Source organism: Teredinibacter turnerae T7901 (assembly GCF_000023025.1).
GTDB lineage: Bacteria > Pseudomonadota > Gammaproteobacteria > Pseudomonadales > Cellvibrionaceae > Teredinibacter > Teredinibacter turnerae_B.
Genome location: NC_012997.1, coordinates 1609196 through 1629495 on the forward strand (window position 1 = coordinate 1609196; position 20300 = coordinate 1629495).

General features: G+C 49.6%; 28 protein-coding genes. 17 read left to right on the forward strand and 11 right to left on the reverse strand.

From position 1 onward, the window contains the following. Positions 1-21: 21 nt before the first annotated feature. Complete coding sequence (locus TERTU_RS06875) at positions 22-303, forward strand: DUF6156 family protein (RefSeq protein ID WP_015817425.1); 282 nt, start codon at positions 22-24, stop codon at positions 301-303. Positions 304-348: 45 nt separating this feature from the next. Here the strand turns inward: TERTU_RS06875 and TERTU_RS06880 are convergent, their stop codons facing one another. The 6 genes from TERTU_RS06880 to ald all read right to left on the reverse strand — a co-directional run bounded on the left by TERTU_RS06880 (position 349) and on the right by ald (position 4870). Further along, positions 349-555 carry a hypothetical protein gene (locus TERTU_RS06880; protein ID WP_015819981.1) on the reverse strand — a complete coding sequence of 69 codons (207 nt, stop codon included), beginning with the start codon at positions 553-555 and terminating at the stop codon, positions 349-351. A 20-nt stretch (positions 556-575) separates the two neighbouring features. Further along, on the reverse strand, positions 576-1130 hold the full coding sequence (locus TERTU_RS06885; RefSeq protein ID WP_015817225.1) for a leucine-rich repeat domain-containing protein: 555 nt from the start codon (positions 1128-1130) through the stop codon (positions 576-578). A 198-nt stretch (positions 1131-1328) separates the two neighbouring features. Further along, positions 1329-1700 carry a hypothetical protein gene (locus tag TERTU_RS06890; RefSeq protein WP_019602353.1) on the reverse strand — a complete coding sequence of 124 codons (372 nt, stop codon included), beginning with the start codon at positions 1698-1700 and terminating at the stop codon, positions 1329-1331. Next, positions 1697-2041: a NifB/NifX family molybdenum-iron cluster-binding protein gene (locus TERTU_RS06895; protein WP_015819994.1), complete on the reverse strand. Its 345-nt coding sequence runs from the start codon at positions 2039-2041 to the stop codon at positions 1697-1699. Before TERTU_RS06895 ends, TERTU_RS06890 begins: the two co-directional genes overlap by 4 nt. Next, a complete protein-coding gene (locus TERTU_RS06900) occupies positions 2034-3740 on the reverse strand; it encodes an AAA family ATPase (RefSeq protein WP_015820514.1) in 1707 nt (568 codons plus the stop codon). Before TERTU_RS06900 ends, TERTU_RS06895 begins: the two co-directional genes overlap by 8 nt. Before the next feature lie 17 nt (positions 3741-3757). Beyond that, positions 3758-4870 carry an alanine dehydrogenase gene (gene ald / locus TERTU_RS06905; RefSeq protein ID WP_015819074.1) on the reverse strand — a complete coding sequence of 371 codons (1113 nt, stop codon included), beginning with the start codon at positions 4868-4870 and terminating at the stop codon, positions 3758-3760. Positions 4871-5077: 207 nt separating this feature from the next. Here ald and TERTU_RS06910 point away from each other — a divergent pair, with 207 nt between their 5' ends. Genes TERTU_RS06910 through TERTU_RS06930 form a run of 5 tightly spaced genes read left to right on the forward strand, consistent with a single transcriptional unit; the run spans position 5078 to position 9645 of the window. Next, a complete protein-coding gene (locus TERTU_RS06910) occupies positions 5078-6268 on the forward strand; it encodes an NnrS family protein (RefSeq protein WP_015819526.1) in 1191 nt (396 codons plus the stop codon). 2 nt (positions 6269-6270) lie between these two features. Further along, positions 6271-7941 (forward strand): nitroreductase family protein, encoded by a 1671-nt coding sequence (locus tag TERTU_RS06915; protein WP_015816965.1) that lies wholly within the window; start codon positions 6271-6273, stop codon positions 7939-7941. Further along, positions 7922-8275, forward strand: coding sequence for a hypothetical protein (locus TERTU_RS06920; RefSeq protein WP_015817412.1), 354 nt, complete (start codon positions 7922-7924; stop codon positions 8273-8275). The genes TERTU_RS06915 and TERTU_RS06920 overlap by 20 nt, the downstream gene beginning before the upstream one ends. Next, positions 8256-9230, forward strand: coding sequence for a DUF364 domain-containing protein (locus TERTU_RS06925; protein ID WP_228378283.1), 975 nt, complete (start codon positions 8256-8258; stop codon positions 9228-9230). The genes TERTU_RS06920 and TERTU_RS06925 overlap by 20 nt, the downstream gene beginning before the upstream one ends. A 4-nt stretch (positions 9231-9234) precedes the next feature. Beyond that, positions 9235-9645, forward strand: a complete 411-nt coding sequence (locus TERTU_RS06930) for a hypothetical protein (protein ID WP_015817369.1) — start codon at positions 9235-9237, stop codon at positions 9643-9645. Between the two features lie 70 nt (positions 9646-9715). Here the strand turns inward: TERTU_RS06930 and TERTU_RS06935 are convergent, their stop codons facing one another. The 3 genes from TERTU_RS06935 to TERTU_RS22435 are packed head-to-tail and all read right to left on the reverse strand — an operon-like array spanning position 9716 to position 11735. Next, a complete protein-coding gene (locus tag TERTU_RS06935) occupies positions 9716-11038 on the reverse strand; it encodes a (Fe-S)-binding protein (RefSeq protein ID WP_041590097.1) in 1323 nt (440 codons plus the stop codon). A gap of 14 nt (positions 11039-11052) precedes the next feature. Beyond that, positions 11053-11529 (reverse strand): bacterioferritin, encoded by a 477-nt coding sequence (gene bfr / locus TERTU_RS06940; protein ID WP_015819766.1) that lies wholly within the window; start codon positions 11527-11529, stop codon positions 11053-11055. After that, on the reverse strand, positions 11526-11735 hold the full coding sequence (locus tag TERTU_RS22435; RefSeq protein WP_015818927.1) for a (2Fe-2S)-binding protein: 210 nt from the start codon (positions 11733-11735) through the stop codon (positions 11526-11528). Before TERTU_RS22435 ends, bfr begins: the two co-directional genes overlap by 4 nt. A gap of 257 nt (positions 11736-11992) precedes the next feature. Here TERTU_RS22435 and TERTU_RS06945 point away from each other — a divergent pair, with 257 nt between their 5' ends. The 3 genes from TERTU_RS06945 to TERTU_RS06955 are packed head-to-tail and all read left to right on the forward strand — an operon-like array spanning position 11993 to position 13540. Then, positions 11993-12385, forward strand: coding sequence for a bacteriohemerythrin (locus TERTU_RS06945; RefSeq protein WP_015818335.1), 393 nt, complete (start codon positions 11993-11995; stop codon positions 12383-12385). Positions 12386-12387: 2 nt separating this feature from the next. Beyond that, positions 12388-13152 carry an ankyrin repeat domain-containing protein gene (locus tag TERTU_RS06950; RefSeq protein ID WP_015818813.1) on the forward strand — a complete coding sequence of 255 codons (765 nt, stop codon included), beginning with the start codon at positions 12388-12390 and terminating at the stop codon, positions 13150-13152. Between the two features lie 7 nt (positions 13153-13159). Then, positions 13160-13540, forward strand: coding sequence for a GreA/GreB family elongation factor (locus tag TERTU_RS06955; protein WP_015818202.1), 381 nt, complete (start codon positions 13160-13162; stop codon positions 13538-13540). A 35-nt stretch (positions 13541-13575) separates the two neighbouring features. On the opposite strand, the gene TERTU_RS06960 is transcribed toward TERTU_RS06955, so the two are convergent. Together TERTU_RS06960 and TERTU_RS06965 are read right to left on the reverse strand one after the other, a co-directional pair. Then, on the reverse strand, positions 13576-14025 hold the full coding sequence (locus TERTU_RS06960) for a hypothetical protein (RefSeq protein WP_228378284.1): 450 nt from the start codon (positions 14023-14025) through the stop codon (positions 13576-13578). 302 nt (positions 14026-14327) lie between these two features. After that, the gene (locus TERTU_RS06965; protein ID WP_015819830.1) at positions 14328-14654 is read right to left on the reverse strand and encodes a hypothetical protein; all 327 of its coding nucleotides are present in this window, start codon (positions 14652-14654) and stop codon (positions 14328-14330) included. Positions 14655-14966: 312 nt separating this feature from the next. On the opposite strand from TERTU_RS06965, the gene TERTU_RS06970 reads away from it, so the two are divergent. The 8 genes from TERTU_RS06970 (at position 14967) to fdxB (ending at position 20194) form a co-directional block, all read left to right on the forward strand. Next, positions 14967-15440 (forward strand): NifB/NifX family molybdenum-iron cluster-binding protein, encoded by a 474-nt coding sequence (locus tag TERTU_RS06970; protein ID WP_015819376.1) that lies wholly within the window; start codon positions 14967-14969, stop codon positions 15438-15440. Positions 15441-15442: 2 nt separating this feature from the next. Further along, complete coding sequence (locus tag TERTU_RS06975) at positions 15443-15697, forward strand: hypothetical protein (RefSeq protein ID WP_015818354.1); 255 nt, start codon at positions 15443-15445, stop codon at positions 15695-15697. Positions 15698-15853: 156 nt separating this feature from the next. After that, positions 15854-17269: a nitrogenase iron-molybdenum cofactor biosynthesis protein NifE gene (nifE, locus tag TERTU_RS06980; RefSeq protein ID WP_015819985.1), complete on the forward strand. Its 1416-nt coding sequence runs from the start codon at positions 15854-15856 to the stop codon at positions 17267-17269. Positions 17270-17272: 3 nt separating this feature from the next. Beyond that, entirely contained in the window at positions 17273-18658 is a 1386-nt protein-coding gene (gene nifN / locus TERTU_RS06985; protein ID WP_015820369.1) for a nitrogenase iron-molybdenum cofactor biosynthesis protein NifN, read from the forward strand. Positions 18659-18660: 2 nt separating this feature from the next. Continuing rightward, positions 18661-19128, forward strand: a complete 468-nt coding sequence (locus TERTU_RS06990) for a NifB/NifX family molybdenum-iron cluster-binding protein (RefSeq protein WP_015820826.1) — start codon at positions 18661-18663, stop codon at positions 19126-19128. Between the two features lie 17 nt (positions 19129-19145). Further along, positions 19146-19616 carry a NifX-associated nitrogen fixation protein gene (locus tag TERTU_RS06995; RefSeq protein WP_015819540.1) on the forward strand — a complete coding sequence of 157 codons (471 nt, stop codon included), beginning with the start codon at positions 19146-19148 and terminating at the stop codon, positions 19614-19616. A 33-nt stretch (positions 19617-19649) separates the two neighbouring features. Then, positions 19650-19856, forward strand: a complete 207-nt coding sequence (locus tag TERTU_RS07000) for a CCE_0567 family metalloprotein (protein ID WP_015819742.1) — start codon at positions 19650-19652, stop codon at positions 19854-19856. Positions 19857-19888: 32 nt separating this feature from the next. Next, positions 19889-20194: a ferredoxin III, nif-specific gene (fdxB, locus tag TERTU_RS07005; RefSeq protein ID WP_015816838.1), complete on the forward strand. Its 306-nt coding sequence runs from the start codon at positions 19889-19891 to the stop codon at positions 20192-20194. Positions 20195-20300: the final 106 nt, after the last annotated feature.

Here is a 20300-nt window from a genome sequence, read left to right on the forward strand (position 1 = left end):
GTAAAAATAATGGAGTGTGCTATGAAAGCTAATGAATTCTACGATAGATACTATCTTTCCTACACTGGAATAAAATTGCCGATGAAACTGGTAAATCCGTTGGATCCAGCGGAGATTGACAATCGCAACACATTTTTTGGCGCGTTGCTCGATGATGTCGGCAGAGAATATGTGATCCACAAAGTTGTGTACGGGGATGTGGAACTTTCGCACACTTATCATTTCGGATCTGATGGTGCCTTGTTGAGGGCTGATATCATTAACGCCGACGGCGAAGAGCAACGCATTGACTACAACAAGTAGTCAGTGACAACCCTGGCGCTGATACTCCCAGGGTTGTGTGCTCAACTACGCAGATGCCTGTGCAAAGCAAGTGGGGCAGTAGCTTACTTTGTCGTAAAAACCACGACTTTTCGTGTAGGCAGCATCGCCGCTGGCAAATGAGCCCAGGTAGCGAAGTGTGCTGGCCTCAGGGAGTTCAGCGCAGTTGCTGTTGTGGATTTTGTGGGCTGCTGTGCTTTCTTCTTTATCGAGAGAAATGAAAAATTCGGCCATGGGAATATGCTCCTTTAAAATTACATTTTAAGGTTGTGTGCTGAGACAAGTGTCTGCAGCTTTTCACGTGTAATGTCGTCTAGTTTGGTGTTCTCGATTTTGATCGCGAATGGCTTGCATTCGTCGGGTAAAATCAGGCTTTCCAGTTCGTTATCGCTGACTTGGATTTGTTCAATTTTCGGGTTGTTGGAAAGGTCCAGCTCCGTCAAATCGTTTTTTGATGCATATAGATTTTCGAGCAGCGCCAAGGAACTGAGGTCCAGCTCTGAGAGGTCGTTAATAAATACCTCCACATGGCTGAGCTTCTTGTTCGCGCTAAAATCTATTTCTTCCAACTCGTTATTACCCAGATACACTTCTTCCAAGTTGGGGTTACCACTTAAATCAATTTCTGTGAGGCGGTTCCGGGTTAAGTCCAGTAGCTTCAGGTTAGGAAAATTTTCCAGCCCGCTCGCCTTTTCGATTTGACATTTTCGTGCGCGAATCTCCAGCACCTCTTCGGCAGTTTCCACTCCCGTGGCCAATACCGCAGCACGTAGCGCTTCGTCTTCAAAAGGGATGTCACTCAATTTCATACGTTTTCACCTTTCCAAATTTTCCAGGGTCGTAGAAAATTAAACACGGTTGTTTGAGGTCAACACAAAGCTAAATAGCAATATATTGGCCAAGTCTTTATTTGTCGAAGTTGATCCAGCGCAAGGCGCGAACTGCTTGAAACTACAGGGAAATTTTTAAGAAAAGCGCCGGGAAGCGTGTTCAGGGGAGTGTCGTGTTTACGACAATGTTTCGGTGGCTTGTATGTCGCAGGCGGCAAATAGGCCGGCGCTGCGTATACGCGCTTTAAACTCTTTCATGACGGGGCGGGATAAGACGGTTTCTGCAAGCACGCGCTGTTCGTAGATTTCGAGCTTTATATCTTCTGTCAGCGAGTGCCTTGTGCGCTCGATAAACTGGTGCATACTTTCGTCGAACAGGTTGCCGGGAAGGTGCGATACCGATGCGTAGAGCAGGCTCATAACCTGCTTTTCAACGGGTTTCATCTTGCACTTTCCATCCAGAATTTTGAGCATCACGGTAGTAGCACAGTCCACATCAGATGGAGACATGGGGTTGGCTGCAAGCCAGTCTTTCAGCGGGGATGTCATCGGTCGTTTACGTAGGCGAGCAGTGATTCTTCAACCGCTTCATAGGCGTAATCGGATACGGCAAACACACCGATTTTACGCAGTTTTTCGGTGGGGCCATCGCCGATTTTTGCAGAAAATACAGCGGTGCAATCGTTGATAGTGGCGAGGATTTTTTGCATTGCACTCTGGCTGCCGGTGTGGCCATGACAGTATTTATCGACTTCGCGTTTTTCCAGTAAAGCGATTTCTTTACCGCTGACCGTGTAAATCCAGAAGGTATCGGCGTGACCAAAATGCAAATTAATCGATATGCCGTCTTTGCTGGCGACGGCAAGTTTCTGTAGAGGTTGCTCAGCCATAGGGTGTTTTGGCCTCCAGCCCTCGGAAAATACAACAGCGTTCAAACACCGTCATATCAGGGGGTACCGACTTATATTGACAATATTTTGCGACGAGTTTTGCAAGCCCTTTTATATCCCGCCCACAAGCCTGCGGAAACCGTTCAGCCAGATCGTGCACAAGCGTGCCACTCAGGTTCAGTGCGAATTGGTCGCTCATCACCTGCCATATCCGTTCCCGGTCTTCAAGCTCAGGCGGGTGATATTTTATTAACGCAATGCATCGGCTGACGATCGCCTCATCAATATCGTGTACGCGGTTGGTGGTGAGAAACAACAAACCATTGAAGTATTCAAGTACACGCAAAAATACGCCCACTACGGCGTTGGCGGCGATGTTGTCGTCCCGTCTTTTGATGTAAACATCAGCCTCGTCGATAAGCATTACCGCCCCCCAACGCTGCGCGCGGGTGAGAGTATCTTTCAGTGCTTTCTCCATCTCAGTAACATTAAGACCGAGCTGGCCTGAATGGACGCGGTATAGCGGTCGGCGGATGATTTCCGAGTAGACTTCTGCGGTGAGGGTTTTTCCCACTCCGGCCGGGCCTGCGCAGAGCACTGTCGTACCGCCGGATTTGCCTTCGACAATATCGTCCATCAGCATATCCATTTCAGCAGTAAGAATATCTATGAGATCTGTTTGCTCCGGTGGCAGTACGAGCTTGTCTTTAAGTTCGGGCTGGTAAATGTACTCCTGCATATCGTCCACATGCACCCACAGATGGTGATGGAGATCGAGATGGAACATGAGCACATAACCGTGAACGGGCAATTCGGTAAATAGCGTGTCCGGAATCGCGTTGGCCACCGCTTCCGTAGCCTTTTCAACCTTGTCACTGAAGTTTACGCTGCGCCCCGCTTTGCGTAAGTATTTGGCGAGGATGTTGCCCGGCGCGTCCAGAGTAAGTTCCCTGTTTTGCAGGATCTCTTCATCGTTGACGAGTTTGGCTGCGCTGCCGGATGAAGAAAGCACGACAACACTTTTGCGGGACCAATCCTGATTGCGGTGGCTCGCGCTGGGGTCTTCTGCGAATATCCCTGTGCCTTGCGCCAGAAACTGTTTACCGTAAGCACTGCGCCAACGGAAGTATTTTTCGCTGGAGGTGTCGTAGGCTTCGAGCAGTTCGGGGGTTTCGCGTAAAAATCCCTTTTCAGCAAATATTTCTGCAATCGATTTACCCTCAATATCTTTGTCGAGGATACTGATGTTTACAGTTTGGATTTTGCCGAGACTGTTGGTTTTAAGCTCGATGAGAAGGCGCCCACTCTCTTCTTCGCCTGGCGGGGTAAAATCAATTCGGGTAACCAGGTAGGGCAGCGCTTTACCCGCAGTATTGATTTTGAACATCCAGCCACGCTGGGCGTTTTCTGTGAGAAATGTTGATACAGCGGGAACGAGCTTTTCCAGATCGCCCTTGCCGAATTTTTCATCGTTGGCACACATCGCACGTTGTAATGTGCTGATGTGTGCAACGTGGCCCATCATTGACGGCCCGTAGTCCGTATAAAGCTGTTTTAAATAGTCCATGTGTTGCGCGGTAAAACGCTGTAGCGTTGCTTCCGCGCGATTACCAAACTTAAGTTGTTCTGCGAGAAATCCGAGTTCTTCAAACTCGGATACCATCGCCTCCACAAATGGCCGGTCTATTTGTAGCTTCATGCGAACTCACAATTCTGTTAGCCAATAAATTCCTCCGCGGCGTAACAGGTTTCACCGAGTGCTTCAGCAACCGCGGGGTGCGTGATTTTGCCGTTTGCAACATTCAGACCTGCGCGCAGGTGCGGGTCTGTCTTGAGTGCGGCCAATCCTTTATTCGCCAGCGCTGCAGCGTAGGGCAGGGTCGCGTTGGTGAGCGCCCAGGTTGAGGTGTTGGCAACGGCCCCTGGCATGTTTGCTACACAATAATGTACGACTCCATCCACGATGTATGTCGGATTCTGGTGAGTGGTCGGCTTACTGGTTTCGAAGCAACCGCCCTGATCGATGGCGACGTCTACCAATACCGCCCCGGTTTTCAGCAACGCGAGTTGTGATTGGCTCACAAGCTTCGGCGCGGATGCTCCTGGAACCAGCACCGCGCCGATAACGGCGTCTGCCTGTTGAAGTTCCTGTTCAATGGTTTCCTGGGTTGAATAGAGTGTGGCAATGCGCGGACCGAACACTTCATCGATTGCTTTCAAACGTGCCAGTGATCGATCAACGATAGTGACGTACGCGCCCATGCCCATAGCGATGCGCGCAGCGTTAAGGCCGACAACACCGCCGCCTATCACCAGCACTCTGCCCGCGGGAACGCCAGGAACGCCGCCTAGCAACACCCCGGCGCCGCCATTGATTTTTTCCAGGCAGTGCGCTGCAGCCTGGATCGACAAGCGCCCGGCCACCTCACTCATTGGCGCCAGTAATGGCAGGCCGCCGGTCGCGCTGGTCACTGTCTCGTAGGCAATAGCATTTGCACCACTGTCCTGGAGCAGCTTTGCTTGCGTTGGGTCTGGCGCAAGGTGCAGGTAGGTAAAAAGAATCTGACCTTCGCGCAGCATCTTACATTCAACCGGCTGGGGCTCTTTTACCTTTATGATCATATCGCTGGTAGCGAATATCTCTTCTGCAGTGCTCACTATTGTGGCACCTGCGTTTAAATAAGCTTCGTCAGATAAGCCAATCCCTATGCCGGCTGACGATTGAACTGCGACAGAATGGCCTGAGGAACAAAGCTCGCGCACGCCAGCCGGGGTAAGGCCGACGCGAAATTCCTGCGCTTTGATTTCTGTGGGTACGCCAATGCGCATGTATCACCTCGTAATAAATAGTTCTGAAAAATTCAACTGCCTGTCAATAAACATGCCACTTGGTAAGTGCCAGTGTCTATGACTTGGCAGCCTGTTTGCATTTTCTGATTTTGTAAGGCTTTTAGCAAAGGTTGTTGTGGGATATCAGCCAAAAACTTCCACTATTGGGGTATTTAAAGTGACAACTTCAGGCGCGGGTGACAAAAGATGAGCGACCAATCTTTATCTGTTGAGGAAACTATAGCGCCCTTGTGGCGACATGGGTTTCGACCGTTTTTTCTCGCTGGCAGTCTGTTTGCGATCGTCGCAATCGGGTTGTGGTGGTTGGCATTGCGCGGTCAACCCATGCTGCAGTTTTTTGGTGGTAGCCTGTGGTGGCATTCACATGAGTTAGTGTTTGGCTTTGCCGGGGCAATCGTGGTTGGCTTCCTGCTAACGGCAGTGCAAAACTGGACCAATGTCCGTAGCACTTTCGGCTTGCCCTTGCAGATTTTGTTTGGCTGTTGGCTGGCGGCGCGCCTCGTCAAGGGCATTCCTGGAGCAGGCTGGTGGGTAGTTATGCCGGAAGCCATATTTTATTTGTTGTCGACCGGACTTTTCGCGCGTCCACTGCTGGTGGCTCGCCAGTACAAAAATCTCGCTATCTTCGTCCCGCTACTGCTGCTTATGGGGCTGTTCGCTACCTTAAGTATTGCGGCGGTTCTTCGAGAGGGATCTGCGCTTAGGTTCATTCACGCAGGAATTTTTGTGGTGGTCTTTATGATGGTGTTGATGGGTAGCCGGGTTGTGCCCTTTTTCGTGGGCAAGGCGTTTGGTATTCCACAGCCGAGACCCCATACCGCCGTAGAGCTGATGGGTAGTGTGTCAATGTTTTCGCTGGTAGCGCTAGCGCTGGTAGGGTTTTACAGCGTACCACCGTACTTGCTCGCCATCGCTTGCCTGATTGCTTGTGTCTTTCAGATTATAAAAATAGCCGTCTGGTTCGATGTTCGCATCATGCAGCGGAGTATCTTATGGTCCTTGTTTACAGCCTATGGATTTATTCCATTGGGCTTAGTGTTGCTCGCCTGTTTCAGTGTTGGTTGGGTGCCCTTGCTGAGCGTTCCATTACATGCGTTTACTACGGGAGCAATGGGCGGTCTGATTCTCGCGATGGCTGCGCGGGTTTCGCTCGGACACACCGGGCGCGCCATGCAGTTACCGCGGTTTATGCCTATTGCTTTGGTGTTTATTTTTATCGGGGGGCTGTTACGCGTTCTAGGGCCGCTTCTCGGTCCTGCTTATTACCAGTGGGGTCTGCAGCTATCATCGGTTAGCTGGATTGTAGCCTTCGCTATTTTTGTAGTCAGTTATCTTCCAATTTTATCGGCGCCGCGCGTCGACGGAAAGCCGGGTTGAACATGTCAGACGTTAAAACGCAAGTTAGAGAATACCACCGCCTTACTAAACACAGTTTTAAGGGCTACGCCCCGAGCCCCGGATTTTTGGACTGGGACTCCCAGCCCGACCCTTTCCGGCGATATATCGGAGCGCCGGAGGTCGAGCTCCCCTTGGTGACGAGTGAGAGCACCGTTTCCTACGCTGATCTTTATGAAAGCGACATAGAGCCACAGGCGCTGAACAAGCGCTCGTTGGGATTGTACCTGGAGCTGGCGTTTGGGTTGAGTGCGTGGAAAACCACGGGCATGGAATCCTGGTCGCTGCGCCACAACCCTTCCAGTGGCAACTTGCATCCGACTGAAGTCTATGTGCTTCTCTGGGGTAGAGTTGACGATACTCTTCCGCCAGGCCTTTATCACTACGCGCCACATTCGCATGCGCTGGAGCAGCGTGCACTGTTACAACCTGCTGCGGCCGACGAGATGTCGGCGTTGCACCCCAGCAGTATGGGTGCACTGTGTTTTAGCTCTGTTCATTGGCGGGAAGAATGGAAGTACGGCGCCCGAGCGTTGCGATATTGCCAACACGATGTTGGCCATGCACTGGCGTCCGCACGTTATGCCGCGGGGATCCTGGGGTGGCGGCTGCGAATGAGCACTCTACTCGGTGATGATCAGTTGGCGAGTGTAATGGGACTTGATAGAGACTGGGGCGACGCTGAACCTGAGACTCCCGATGTTGCCGCAATACTTGGTACAGGAGCCGCACATGAGTTAGCGGCTGAGATAGATTGGACCTACCTTGCCGAACAACTCGTTGAATGGCGAGGTGAGCCAAATCAATTGAGCGCGGAACACGCCTACTGGCCGCATATTTCCCGTGTGATGCCTGCGCTCAAAAAGCCCGCGGCCGGAGATGTGTTGCTAGCTCCACCAGATGCCCCTTCAGCCCGGTTATCGCTAAATTGCGTCGCACCCAATGCGGAGCGCATTATCCGGCAACGGCGTAGCGCGCAACGGATGATGCTGGGGGAGGGGACAACACTGACGGACTTTGTTAGGCTGCTAACCTTGTGTATGCCCAGCGCGCAGCGAGCGCCCTTCGATATTTTTCCGTATGCACCAGCGGTCAATCTGCTGGTTTTTGTGCACCAGGTGGCTGAATTACCACCAGGGCTTTATATGCTAGCGCGCTCCGATGACCTGTTGGCAGACTTGAAGGTGAGCTGCCAAGCTGATGGTTTGTTGTGGCAGCCGGTTGAGCAAGTCCCTGGTTTGCCACTCTATGCGCTGGTCGACGGGCAGGATATGCGTAAAACAGCGTCGCAGTTGTCCTGTTACCAGGGAATTGCCGGACACAGCGCATTTAGCCTGGGCATGCTGGCGCCGCTCGATACTGTAATGGATGCCGAGGGAGCCTGGGCGTATCGTAGATTATTCTGGGAGGCAGGAATTCTTGGTCAGCTTCTTTATCTTGAAGCCGGCGCAGCAAATCTGAGCGGCACCGGGATAGGTTGCTATTTTGATGATCACGTGCACGACCTGTTAGGTCTGGCGCACGAGGGAAACTGGCAGAGTCTATATCATTTTACGGTTGGCAAAGCGCGTGAAGACCAGCGATTGACGACTTTGTCTGGGTACCATCATTTAACGCGGGAAAGGGAACCATTCCATGAGCCGGTCACTTCCTGAACTCGAAGACTATGTTCGCCTATTCCATATTTATGGTAAAGATCTCGGGTCTATTTACCAATTGGAGTCGGAGAGCGATCCGTATTTTTTGCTGTTTGAGCAAATCGTAGCACTTTTGCTAAAACCTTCGTCATTTAATCTGTCGCTACCCGAGCAGTTTCGCAAAGTGGCGCACCGCTATCATCGCGGCGACGAAGCGACCTTGTTTCATATGGGCGATACCGACAATCGCCATTTTATGCTGTGCGACCTTCACGATTTAATTATGCTTCGCGGTGGTTTGCAATTAAAAAGGCGGATGGAAGCGGAATCCAATGATGAATCTAAAAATTGACCCTCTCGAAAAAATCATTGACGCGGTTAAGACTTCGCAAGCGATGGTTAATCATCTGCAAATAGGGCTTACCTGGACCAGTTGTTTAGTTCAAATCGGTGAGCAACAGAGTCTGGGATTCGCCATGAGCCCGGGCGAAAAAACCCGTGTGTTGCAATGGCCTGGCACCATCGCTGGCCAATCAGTTTCAACGCTGAGTAAAAAACTGTATTCCTGGGATAATTTCGAAGCGACTGTGGCCATGGCCGCGTGTAATGCAGTGATAAATGCACCGTCGAATCCGTTGTTGCGCGAAGCGCAGCCTGTACAAAGTTCCACAACTGGGAATACTGCTGTCTTCGATTATTTTAAACCGCGATTGGAAAATAAAAAGGTCGCCGTTATTGGACGATACCCCAATTTAGATAAAGTGTTGGAAGGGATCGATTATACGGTTGTAGAGCGTACTCCCTCTGATCAAGATTTGCCGGACACAGCGGCCGAGTTTTTGTTGCCACAGATGGACTGGGTCTTTATTACATCGACAAGTATTGTTAATAAAACGTTTTTGCGTTTAAGTCAGCTGGCGAAAAATGCGGTCACTGTATTGATGGGGCCGACAACACCTTGGATGCCGGAGTTTAATGAGTTTGGTGTTGATTTTATCGCAGGAGTGTCAGTGGAAAACCGAGAACTTGCCTCGCGTATTGCATCCGAGGGTGGCGGAACGCGGCTATTTGAAGGTGGCGTAAAGTATTGTGTTGCTGATGTCAGTGGCGCGCGCTGCCAGGATTTAAAGCATTCCATCGCAAATACTGTAAAAAAACGCGATTTACTAAAACAACAAATGGAAAGCTGGTATGCTCGCGGTGAACGTGGAAGATTTCCTGATTATTTACAGCTAGATCAGGTTGACCGAGAACTGTCTGAATTAGATATCGCCTATAAACGATTGTGGGATGCAACGAGAGGTTAATGCTATGTCAATATCCGTTAGTGCTTTTTACCCGGACGCACACTTAAAAGAAAGTGCATTTGCCAATGCATTAACCCGAGTTGCGATGGCGTTGGCAAAAGAAAATTCTAACATTAGCCAACGTAGCGCACCGCAAATTGAAGTGGTATTTATGTTGAGTGGCAAATTCGATTCGCCGGGTTTTGAGGGTATGCGTATTCGCCGCTACGACTCAAAAGAAGCCACATTGGTAGTGGAAAGTGCGGTGCCGGAGAAAGCTGTTAACGCAACAAACGCGCAAGCCTATGTTATTGCCGCTATTTTAGATGCCGTGGAAAATGCTGGGGAATTTCTAAAAGAAATTGAAATGAGCTTCAATGAAGAAGCGCATATGCAAATGGTTCAGGAGCTTTATCCGGAAGCGACCACCAGCTAGCTGGTGGTTCCTGCTCATCACAGGAGTGGTGAAAGCCGCTTGTCTGGAAACCGCGTGTGACGAAGCCTGGCTAGAGGTATCCGTTAAGATATTCAGCGAGGTGCACCGCGCGTCGTTTGGTAAGCGTATTAATTTGTTGTCTGCAGGAAAAGCCGTTGGCAACAATCAACCCTTTCTCGGTGCTCTCCAGTGCTGGCAACAGCGAGTGACGCGCAACCTCTAGAGACAATTCCCTGTTTTCTACCTCCAGGCCATAAGTGCCGGCCATGCCACAGCACCCGGTATCCATAATCTGGAAGTCGGGTGCTGAAAATGCTTTGAGCAATCGACGTACTGCTTTCATAGCGCCGACGGCTTTTTGATGGCAATGCCCGTGAATAAACGCGGCAGGTGCATCAGAGGACAGCTGTGGTAGCTCCGCGCCTTTCAGCTCACGAGCGAGATACTCCTCCAGGAGGAAGGTCGCGCTCGCCACTTCAGTCAGTTCCTCGCCGAGTCGAAGCGCCTTCGCATCATCTCGCAATCCAAGTACACAGGATGCTTCCAGACCGATTACAGTTTTACCTGCGCGCACGTGCGGCAGTAAGGCAGATACCAGTCGTTGTGCCTGGTCGTGAGCCTCATCTATCATGCCCTGAGAAAGATAGGTGCGACCGCAACAAAAGGGTGCTTCTTTTTGCTGTGACTCGAGGATGTCGATACTGCAACCGAGGTGGTCGAGCAATGAGATCGCGGCATAAGCAATTTCAGGTTCAAAATACCGGGTAAAGGTATCGATAAATAGCACGACCTTGTGCTTCGCATCGGGCCGCTGGGGTAAATTGGACGGTTTTTTGAACTTGTGTTTCACCGGTTGCGGGAGATCCGCATCCGCTGCAAATTTTGTCAGGCGAGCGCCAATGCGTCTTAGCAATGGCGATGAATTTCTGAGACGTATTAATTTGCCAAGTGCTGGGTAATCGAATAATAGGCGCGGTAGGTTCCCGATAATATAGCTGCGCAAGCTGGTGCCATGTCGGGCGCGATGCTGTGCCATGAATTCCGCTTTAATTAGCGGCATATCGACATTGTTTTCACATTCGCGTTTACAGCCTTTGCAAGAGAGGCACGACTGTAGCGCCTGCACTATCTCAGGCTCGAATAATTTCGTTTGAAAATCGTCTCCGGATAGCGCCGCTTTGAGTAGACGGACGCGTCCTCCGGTAGATAAATTTGGGTTGCCAGTCACCTTGTAGCTGGGGCACATCACTTGCTTGCCTTCGGCTTCGCACTGTTTGCTGTTTATACAAACGGCAATCGCCTTAGCGTAGTTATCCCCATGGCGGGGAATGTCGGCATATGCGTCGCCCATGCCGGCATCCTTATAGGCGGACCAGTCCAAAAATGTTTTCATTGTGGGTAATGAGTCTACTCGCTGGGTTCCATCTGGCTCTGCAGGTAGTTTTCGATACCGACCTGGTCGACTAGTGAGAGCTGTGTTTCGAGATAGTCAATATGCTCTTCGGTGTCATCCAGAATTTTCTCGAAAATTTCACGAGAAATATAATCTTTTATTGATTCGCAATAAGCGATCGCCTCGACCAGAGTATCGCGTGACCCTGTCTCCAGGTTGAGATCACCTTGCAGGCATTCGGGCACATTTTCGCCTATTTGCAAGAAGTTCAATTGTTGCAGATTGGGAAGTCCTTCCAAAAATAGAATACGTTCGATCAGCCAGTCTGCATGATGCATTTCTTCGATAGATTCTTCGTATTCATGTTTGCCGAGCTTAACCAAGCCCCAATTTTTGTACATGCGAGCATGTAAAAAATATTGATTGATAGCTGTAAGCTCATTGGTCAGTTGCTTGTTGAGATATTCAATTGACTTAACGTCACCCTTCATGAGGCCTCCGCGAGGTTGCATTGGTTGTTGTAATTCTCTAGCGACGCAACTGAGTTTCTCAGGCATTCGCTGGCGCACTGTGCACATCGACCGCATGTTTTTGTTACCCCAAGATGGTGGCGCAAATCTTTCATGCAGCGTGCACCATTCGCGATAGCTTCTGCGACTTGCTTTTCGGTCACGGCATTACATAAGCAAATATACATGTAATAAACCCTACAATCGTCGGTATGGAGAGGCACAGCGTTTATGGGGAATTTTGTTTTGTTTGTAACAAAAAATCACCTATAGCGCCGGTTTTGAGAATGATTTGCAATCTCCTGGCCAAGCTGCATAGCGAGCTTATGGCGTGCCCTACACGCAGAGGTGGTGGCACGAGCAGGCTCTGTTTTGTGTGATTCCTATGAGGTGGTGCTAAATTTGCAAACCGCATGGGGTTCAATAAAGACGCTGGGTCTGATTTATGCCGCTGCTAATTAATCCTGACGAAGATCTCTACCGCCTGGGTAATCCTGATATGGACTCTACTCATGCGGAATTTATTACGCTGGTAAATTCACTCTCTCAGGTGACCGGAGACGACTTTTGCAAGGGGTTTGATGAACTGGTTGCGCATACACAAGGCCATTTCGATCGCGAAAAGGATATGATGACAGCTTCTGATTTTCCCGCCTTGAACGAGCATGTAGGTGAGCACAACCGAGTGCTGGCCGATTTACTTCAACTTCAACGGCGAGTACAGCGCGGCAATTTGATGATGGCAAAGGCGTTTGTAAAAGAGCAAATTCCCGGCTGGTTCCACTTACATGCAACAACCATGGACTCGGCACTTGCCAACCACATTAAGGGCAGATAACGATGAGTTATTACGCAGAAATTACTCCACAAGAAGCACAAGAAAAAGTGATTACCGATGGCAGTGCGCTTATCTTGGATGCGCGCGATGCATACTCCTATAAAGAAAGCCACATTGACGGCGCAATGCAAGCGCATGGCGGGTTAGTCGAACACTTGATTGGCGTTGGAGATTACGAGCGTCCGGTTTTGGTTTATTGCTATCACGGCAACAGCAGTAAAGATCTGGCAGAGGTTTTCGGGCGCGCTGGCTTCAAATATTGTTACAGTATGAAAGGTGGTTACACTGCTTGGAAAAAGCGTGACCGTTTATACGCTACAGAAGCTTACAGCGAAGCGACTAACATCTGGTTAGTTACCGAAGGTTTTGAAAAACAGGCGCTAAACACAGTAATCCCTGGCCAGGTAACGCCACTTATTCTGGCGTGCCGTCAGAATAAATCCGAAGTGGTTTCAGAGCTTCTGGCGTCTGGCGCGGATACGACCTGCAGTGACAGTGACGGTAACGGCGCACTTTGGGCGGCGTGCTACTCTGAGAGCCTGGAGTGTTTGCGCTTGCTAAAAGAAGCTGGTGCCGATTTAAACCAGGCTAATGCCGATGGTGTCACTGCTCTAATGTACGCTGCATCGGCAAGTAAATTCGCAGCAGTCCAGTTTTTAGTTGAAAATGGTGCAGACGTACATCGTAAGAGTAAAGACGATTTTTCCGCGCTGGATCTTAGTGCTACCGAAGAAATTCTAAAATTCTTGAAACCATATTGCCGGTAAAAAGTGTATGACAACGCGATTCGACACCTGGATGACTGCGCGATGGCGCAGAGAATTGGAAGCGAACTTGTCTAGTTTACCCGATACAGATGCAGCAGAGCTGCGTACGCGGCTCGCCTCAGCGACTGTTGTCGATAACGACGATATTATGGGCGGCCGGGTCCAGTTTGGATCTTTGGTAACGGTGTTTAGTATTGATGAGGAAGAGGAACAATCTTTTCAGATTGTGAGTAGCGACGAATCGTTGAGCGGGAGAGGTCTGCTTGATCAACGCAGCCCGCTGGCACAAGCATTATTTGGCGCGCGTGAAGGAGAGGTCGTTAGGGTGCTGTTACAGAATGGGTCGAATTGCGACTATGAAGTAACTCACATCAATGTACCGGTCTAAATGCGCTTGCTGTGCTGTTTCCTGTTGCGCGTCGTTCACTCGAGCAGCCAACGGTATAGCGCCTGAAGTATCTCCCGCTCCAGCGGTATGAGGCAAAAGCAGTCAGCAAACTCCATCCACTCGGTGGCCTTTCCTATTTTGAAAGGTTGCGGTGTGGTGACTTGTAAAAAATAAATTGGCGCTGGACCACCCGGAACATCTACCCACAGTCTTAGGTGCTTGGTGATTGCCACAGCATTTTCTGGGATTTGCATCTCGTTGCAGCATTCGTGCACATAAACGCCGGGGTGTATTGATACTTTCGTACTTTCTCGTGGTTGCTCAATCAATTCGGCCAGTGCGGGAAGCTGCTTTGGGAAGCATAGCTGATTGGATGTCGTTTTTAGTACTCGTAGGCGCGCGCTGACCGGGTGTATGTGATAAATCACAAATCGCATCGCAGCGGTTTTTGGGCGAGAGATGAGGGTGTCTTGAGAGTTAGGCATATGGTATTTTTTATTTCGCTTAGCTTTTTTAAACTACGTCAGTATAAAAATAGTCTCAGAATGGCAAGCAATGAACGTTTGGGGCGCTAAACTTGCGTTCCTATGCCAGTTCCCAACCAATACTATTCTTTAGGCGATAATCATCCTGGCGGATACAAAAGTATTGCCCTGATTGGTGTGTTTTGCATTAATGCAGAAAATTATATCCATTCATGAAATTTAGTTAGTGTTGCTTTAGACCGACGTTTTGAATATGTGTGCTTCTAATTTTTCGACGGCGGAAAGTGAGTTCACTAATTACTCTAGCGAAATCCGGTTTCCCCTAAATCAAGATGTACCATGAGTATATCTTTGAGTGTTTTGTAACCAATATTCTCATAGGTTTCCATGGCCAACACGGGCCCATTTTCCGGTGGGAACTCCAGTTGTACGCCGTACCGATTATCTCGCTGGCCAAGGGTGTAAATATAGGCACACATACCTGCGTTATCCCTGTGGCGTAAAAAGATCGCCTTTGAATCAGTCGCGAAATCCGTGTCCACACAAGGCGCTACGCCAGACAGTTCACTGTCCAGCGAGATCAGCAGTTGCTTGATGGTCGGGTCTCTATCCAGCGTAAAAAAATTCATGAGCACAGGAAATAACAGACGTCAGTAGGGTGTTGAACTATTTCTCTAGTCCCAATTATGTGAACCGCGCGCTTTATTGGGACGATTCAAATCGGTGTTAAGAGGCGTTTTCAAATAGCATGCCCAATAACGCCGTCAAGGTTGTCTGCTTTGCTACAACCACACAACATCAACTGCAAGACGAAACATGGGTATTAAAATAAATCGTTAAAATTCAATGGAATAGTGCGTTAGGTCGGGTGTTTTTACAATGGATTGTTTTTTGCTAAACCCCGTCTTTGGCAATAGTAAAAATTCACTACGAGGTGATCTATGAACGAGAACATTGATTGTGTTGCGGAGCATCTGCCTCAGGGAGCTAATTTGATTGTTGCGTTTGCCTCACTGGAAGGGGATATGGTTGACCAGCATTTTGGCTCGGCGCAAGGATTTTTTGTTTACGATGTCACTGCCGATGCAGCAACACTCATCGCGAGTAAAAAGTTCGCGCGTGAAGCAAAAGACGGCAATGAGGATAAATTGAAGCCAAAGTTACAGTGGTTGGTAGGAAGCGATGTCGTCTACTGCGGTTCTATAGGGGGTTCAGCAACACGTCAACTGGTGAGTTTAGGTATAACACCGAAGAAGGTTACAGGTGGACCAGATGTAGATGAATTAATTGAAGAGCTACAGACGCAACTTGATGGCGAGCCGGAATTCTGGTTGGCCAATGTCATGAAACAAAAACAAAAACAGACGGCCGGAGCATCGCGTTTTGATGACGCGGACGACGAAGATTGGGGTTAGAGATGGATGGGTTTAACTACATCACCCAGCTCGAGGGTGATTTGAAAGCATGCATCACGTTATGTAGTCATGAAAAAAACGCAGGCTATTGGAATATGCGTGTGCAGTTGTTCTATGAGAATCAACCAGCAGGCGTAGCGAGTTTTAATTTACACGGATACAGCCAGGAAGAGGCGGAGTCCGTAGCAAAAAATTTTAATACCAACGCCTACCTGATGCGTGAAATTGATGAGTACCTCTGGGGTGACAGCGATTAACTGAGTGTATCTAACCTAACCTTACGTCGCAGAGCTATGTCGCAATCACGACATAATAAAATAATAATTTTAGTAATATCAATGGCTTGCACGCTGGAACGCGGATTGCAAATAGCCAGATAACTCAACAGTTTAATGGGCACGGGGTTGCTGTATATGAAAGCTAACGAAATCGCAGAATTACTGGACGAGCCAGCCTGTAGCCACAACAAGAAAGAAAAATCGGGTTGCGCGAAGCCAAAACCCGGCTCTGCTGCGGGTGGATGTGCTTTTGATGGCGCGCAAATCGCATTGCTGCCAATCGCAGACGTAGCGCATATAGTCCACGGTCCAATCGCTTGTGCCGGCAGCTCCTGGGATAACAGGGGGACTCGCTCAAGCGGTCCTGACCTGTACCGTATCGGTATGACCACCGACTTAACCGAGCAGGACGTTGTGATGGGGCGCGGAGAAAAGCGCTTGTTTCACTCAATTAAGCAAGCGGTAGAAGACTACAACCCTCCAGCCGTTTTTGTTTACAACACCTGTGTTCCTGCATTGGTCGGTGATGATGTAGATGCAATTTGTAAAGAGGCTGAGCAGCGGTTCGGTGTGCCAGTAGTTCCCGTTGATGCTGCGGGCTTTTACGGCACTAAAAATCTCGGTAACCGTATTGCTGGCGAGGCGATGTTGAAATATGTGGTTGGTACACGCGAACCAGATCCTCAGCCAAAACACCCGACGAGACCGGATCTTAAAATACACGACATCAATTTGATCGGCGAGTACAACATCGCCGGCGAATTCTGGCACGTGTTGCCGTTATTTGATGAGCTGGGATTGCGTGTACTATGCACCTTGTCCGGGGACGCACGGTTTCGCGAAGTGCAAACCATGCATCGCGCAGAAGCCAACATGATGGTCTGCTCGAAAGCCATGCTAAATGTAGCCCGAAAACTGGAGAATAATTGGGGTACCCCCTGGTTTGAAGGCAGCTTTTACGGAATTACGGATACTTCTCAGTCGTTACGCGACATCGCACGCTTGATTGGCGACGATGACCTTACCGAGCGCACAGAACAATTGATCGTGCGCGAAGAGGCGAAAATTCGAGATGCTCTTGCGGCCTGGAGGCCAAGGCTGGCTGGCAAGCGTGTATTGTTGTACACCGGTGGTGTTAAGTCCTGGTCTGTAATTTCTGCGCTACAGGATTTAGGTATGCAGGTTGTTGCAACCGGCACCAAAAAATCTACCGAAGAAGATAAGGCCCGGATTCGAGAACTGATGGGCGACGATGTGAAAATGCTCGACGAAGGCAGCCCAAAAGTCTTGTTACAGACGGTCGCAGACTATAAGGCCGATATATTGATTGCCGGCGGCCGCAACATGTACACCGCGTTGAAAGCGAAGATTCCATTTTTGGATATTAACCAGGAGCGGGAATTCGCTTACGCCGGTTATGACGGTATGGTCGAACTGGTAAGACAACTATGCCTGACTCTGGAAAATCCGGTGTGGCAAGCGGTGAGAAAGCCAGCACCATGGGAGTCTTCCGCGCAAACACTGGCAACCCCCCTAACCGTAAACGGGTGATCCATGGCCGATTTGACTAAGCGAAAAAAAGCCCTATCAGTCAGTCCGTTAAAAACCAGTCAGACCGTTGGCGGTGCCTTGGCTTTTCTAGGGCTTAATAAGGCAATGCCGTTGATGCACGGCTCCCAGGGTTGCACCGCCTTTGCAAAGGTGTTTTTCGTACGACATTTCCGCGAACCGATTCCTTTGCAAACGACAGCGATGGATCAGGTGAGCTCGGTGATGGGCGCAGACGATAATATCGTCGAGGCGCTGAAAACAATCGCAGAGAAGAATTCGCCCGATGTGATCGGCTTGGTGACGACGGGTCTGGCAGAGACGCAGGGCTGTGATATTCAGCGTGCGACCGGCGAGTTTCGTCGTCGGTATCCACAATTTGCCGATGTGGCCGTAGTACCTGTGAACACACCTGACTTTTCAGGAAGCTTTGAAAGTGGCTTTTCACTGGCAGTAAAAGCGATTATCGAAAACCTCGTTCCAGAAGATAAATCACGCGTGGGTTTGCGCAAAAAACAGGTTAACGTGTTGTGCGGTGGCAATTTAACGCCGGGCGACCTTGAGTACGTGGTTGACTCGATTGAAAGTTTCGGCTTGCGTCCGCTGATGATTCCCGACCTGTCCGCATCTCTCGATGGGCATCTGGAAAAAAGCGAATTCAGCTCTCTCACCACTGGTGGAACCACAATTAACGAGTTCAAGATAGCAGGGGAATCGGCTGCGACGCTGGTGGTTGGGAAAAGCCTGAGTGCGGCGGCAGATGCCTTGAAGGCTCGAACAGATGTGCCGGATTTTCGCTTTGGCCACCTTATGGGGCTCGAAGTTGTCGACGAATGGCTTATGACTCTTGCAAACATCAGTGATGGCGAGGTTCCGGTTAAGTGGCAACGTCATCGTGCACAATTGCAAGATGCGATGTTGGATACGCATTTTATGATTGGCGACTCAAAGGTCGCTATTGCCTCAGACCCGGATTTGTTGCTGGGCTTTAGCGAACTGATGGCGTCAATGGGCGCCAGCACAGTGGCGGCAGTTGTTCCTGCGAAAATGGCGTCCAAAAATAGCGCTCTGAACGATAGCGCTATCGCAGAAATTAAAATCGGCGACCTTGAAGACGCAGAGCTTATGGCTGAGAAAAACGGCGCTCAAATATTTTTTGGGAATAGCCATGCGGTCGAGAGCGCAAAACGACTTGGTATACCGATTTTGAGAATCGGTTTCCCACAATATGATCTTATCGGCGGTTTTCAGCGGTGTTGGTTCGGCTACAGAGGAACACAGCAAACCCTGTTTGATGTGGCGAATCTTTTGGTTGAACATCACCACGGCATGCAGCCGTATCATTCGGTACTAGCGCAAAAGATCGACGAAGAAATTGATGCGAGGCACTAACGGTGACGCAATTAACGCGACGATTTAGCGTTGTTGGCAGCCGTGACGAAGCAATAGGTTTAAAAATCGCCTTTGCTACTGACGACGGTGAATTCGTGAACCAACACTTTGGTTCTTCGCGTTCGTTTGTGATTTACAACATAACGCCGGACGGTTCGCATATCGAAAGTATCGCTGAATTTGGCGGGATCGAAGATAACCAAGTTGACGATAAGTTGATAGCAAAATTAGAGTTTCTGCAGGATTGCATTGCAGTCTATTGTCGTGCCTGCGGCGCTTCGGCCATCCGTCAGCTATTGGAGTCGCAGGTTCAACCGTTGAAAGTGGTTGAAGACACGCCGATAAAAGCGTTGATCAAAGCGTTTCAACGGGAGTTGCAAGAAGGGCCCAGCAGCTGGTTGGCGCGAGCGATAAACAGACAAAAATCCATGGGCGATTGTAGCTCCATGGAAGGACATCAGGACACATAAACGTTAAAGGTGATTTTATGAGCGAAGAAGCCGTACTCGAAGAAGGATCTGCCGTTTTAGAGCATCCATTTCTCAAGCAAATGATTGTCCAGCTTCGCGCTGTTGACAGTTATGGGACCTACGATACCTGGAGCGACGCCAAGGTATTGGACCCAATGATTCTGACTAAAGCACGCCGCCGCGAAATTCCGGTTGTTGGCGACCCTGACGAAACAACCATATCTCGCGTTAAAGCGTTTTACAACGGGCTTGCGCAGATGATCGAAAAAGAAACGGGCATTATGGCGGTACCGGTTATCAACTTGACTCATGAAGGCTTTGGGCGCGCGATGATCGTTGTCGGCAAACTGGTGGCGCTCGATAAAACGTTGCGTGACGTACATCGCTTCGGTTTTGAAACACCAGAGAAGCTGATCGAAGACGCAGAAAAGCTAATATCTAAAGCTGTAGAACTAGTAACACAATTTAAAGAAGTTGCAAAACTGTAAATTGAAAAACGGTTTTTGCTAGGAGGAATAAACGTGAACGAAGACGAGTTGAAAGCCCTCAATAAAGATGTGAAAAAGAAAAAACGTATCGCAACCGATTGGGCGTCTCAAATTCACGATGTGGTGGAAGATACGTTGTGGACGGATTACAACCGTTTAACCGAGCTTGCACAGAGTACTATCGCGGCCTGCGAAGACTGGAAAGCTGCGCAAGCAAAACTTGATGAGGCTAGCGCCTGACTACAATCGCCGTGTCGGCGGAGGTAAAAACTATGTCTGATGAAGTGATGATTAGTCGCACCCGTGGCGGCGAGGAATGGACGCCGGAGTTCGTTACCGCTTTAAATGCATCGACCTGCATAGGTTGTGGCCGTTGCTACAAGGTGTGCCCGCGCGACGTATTTGAGCTGGTGGACCGGGCCGATCTCGTCGAAGATATGGATGACGACGAAGATTATGATGACGATGATGAAATGAAGGTCATGGCTATTAAAAACGAAATGGACTGTATTGGCTGTAAGTCGTGCTCCAGAGTCTGTCCGAAAAACTGCCATACACATGAGCCAATGGCGGCTTAGCTTAGATTGAGTCCATAGAATAGTCCGTGGACCAGTGTGAGCCAGACTGAATCGTCAGCGGCAGGCGAGATAAGGGACCGAAATATTGGTTCAGATATTTTGGCAA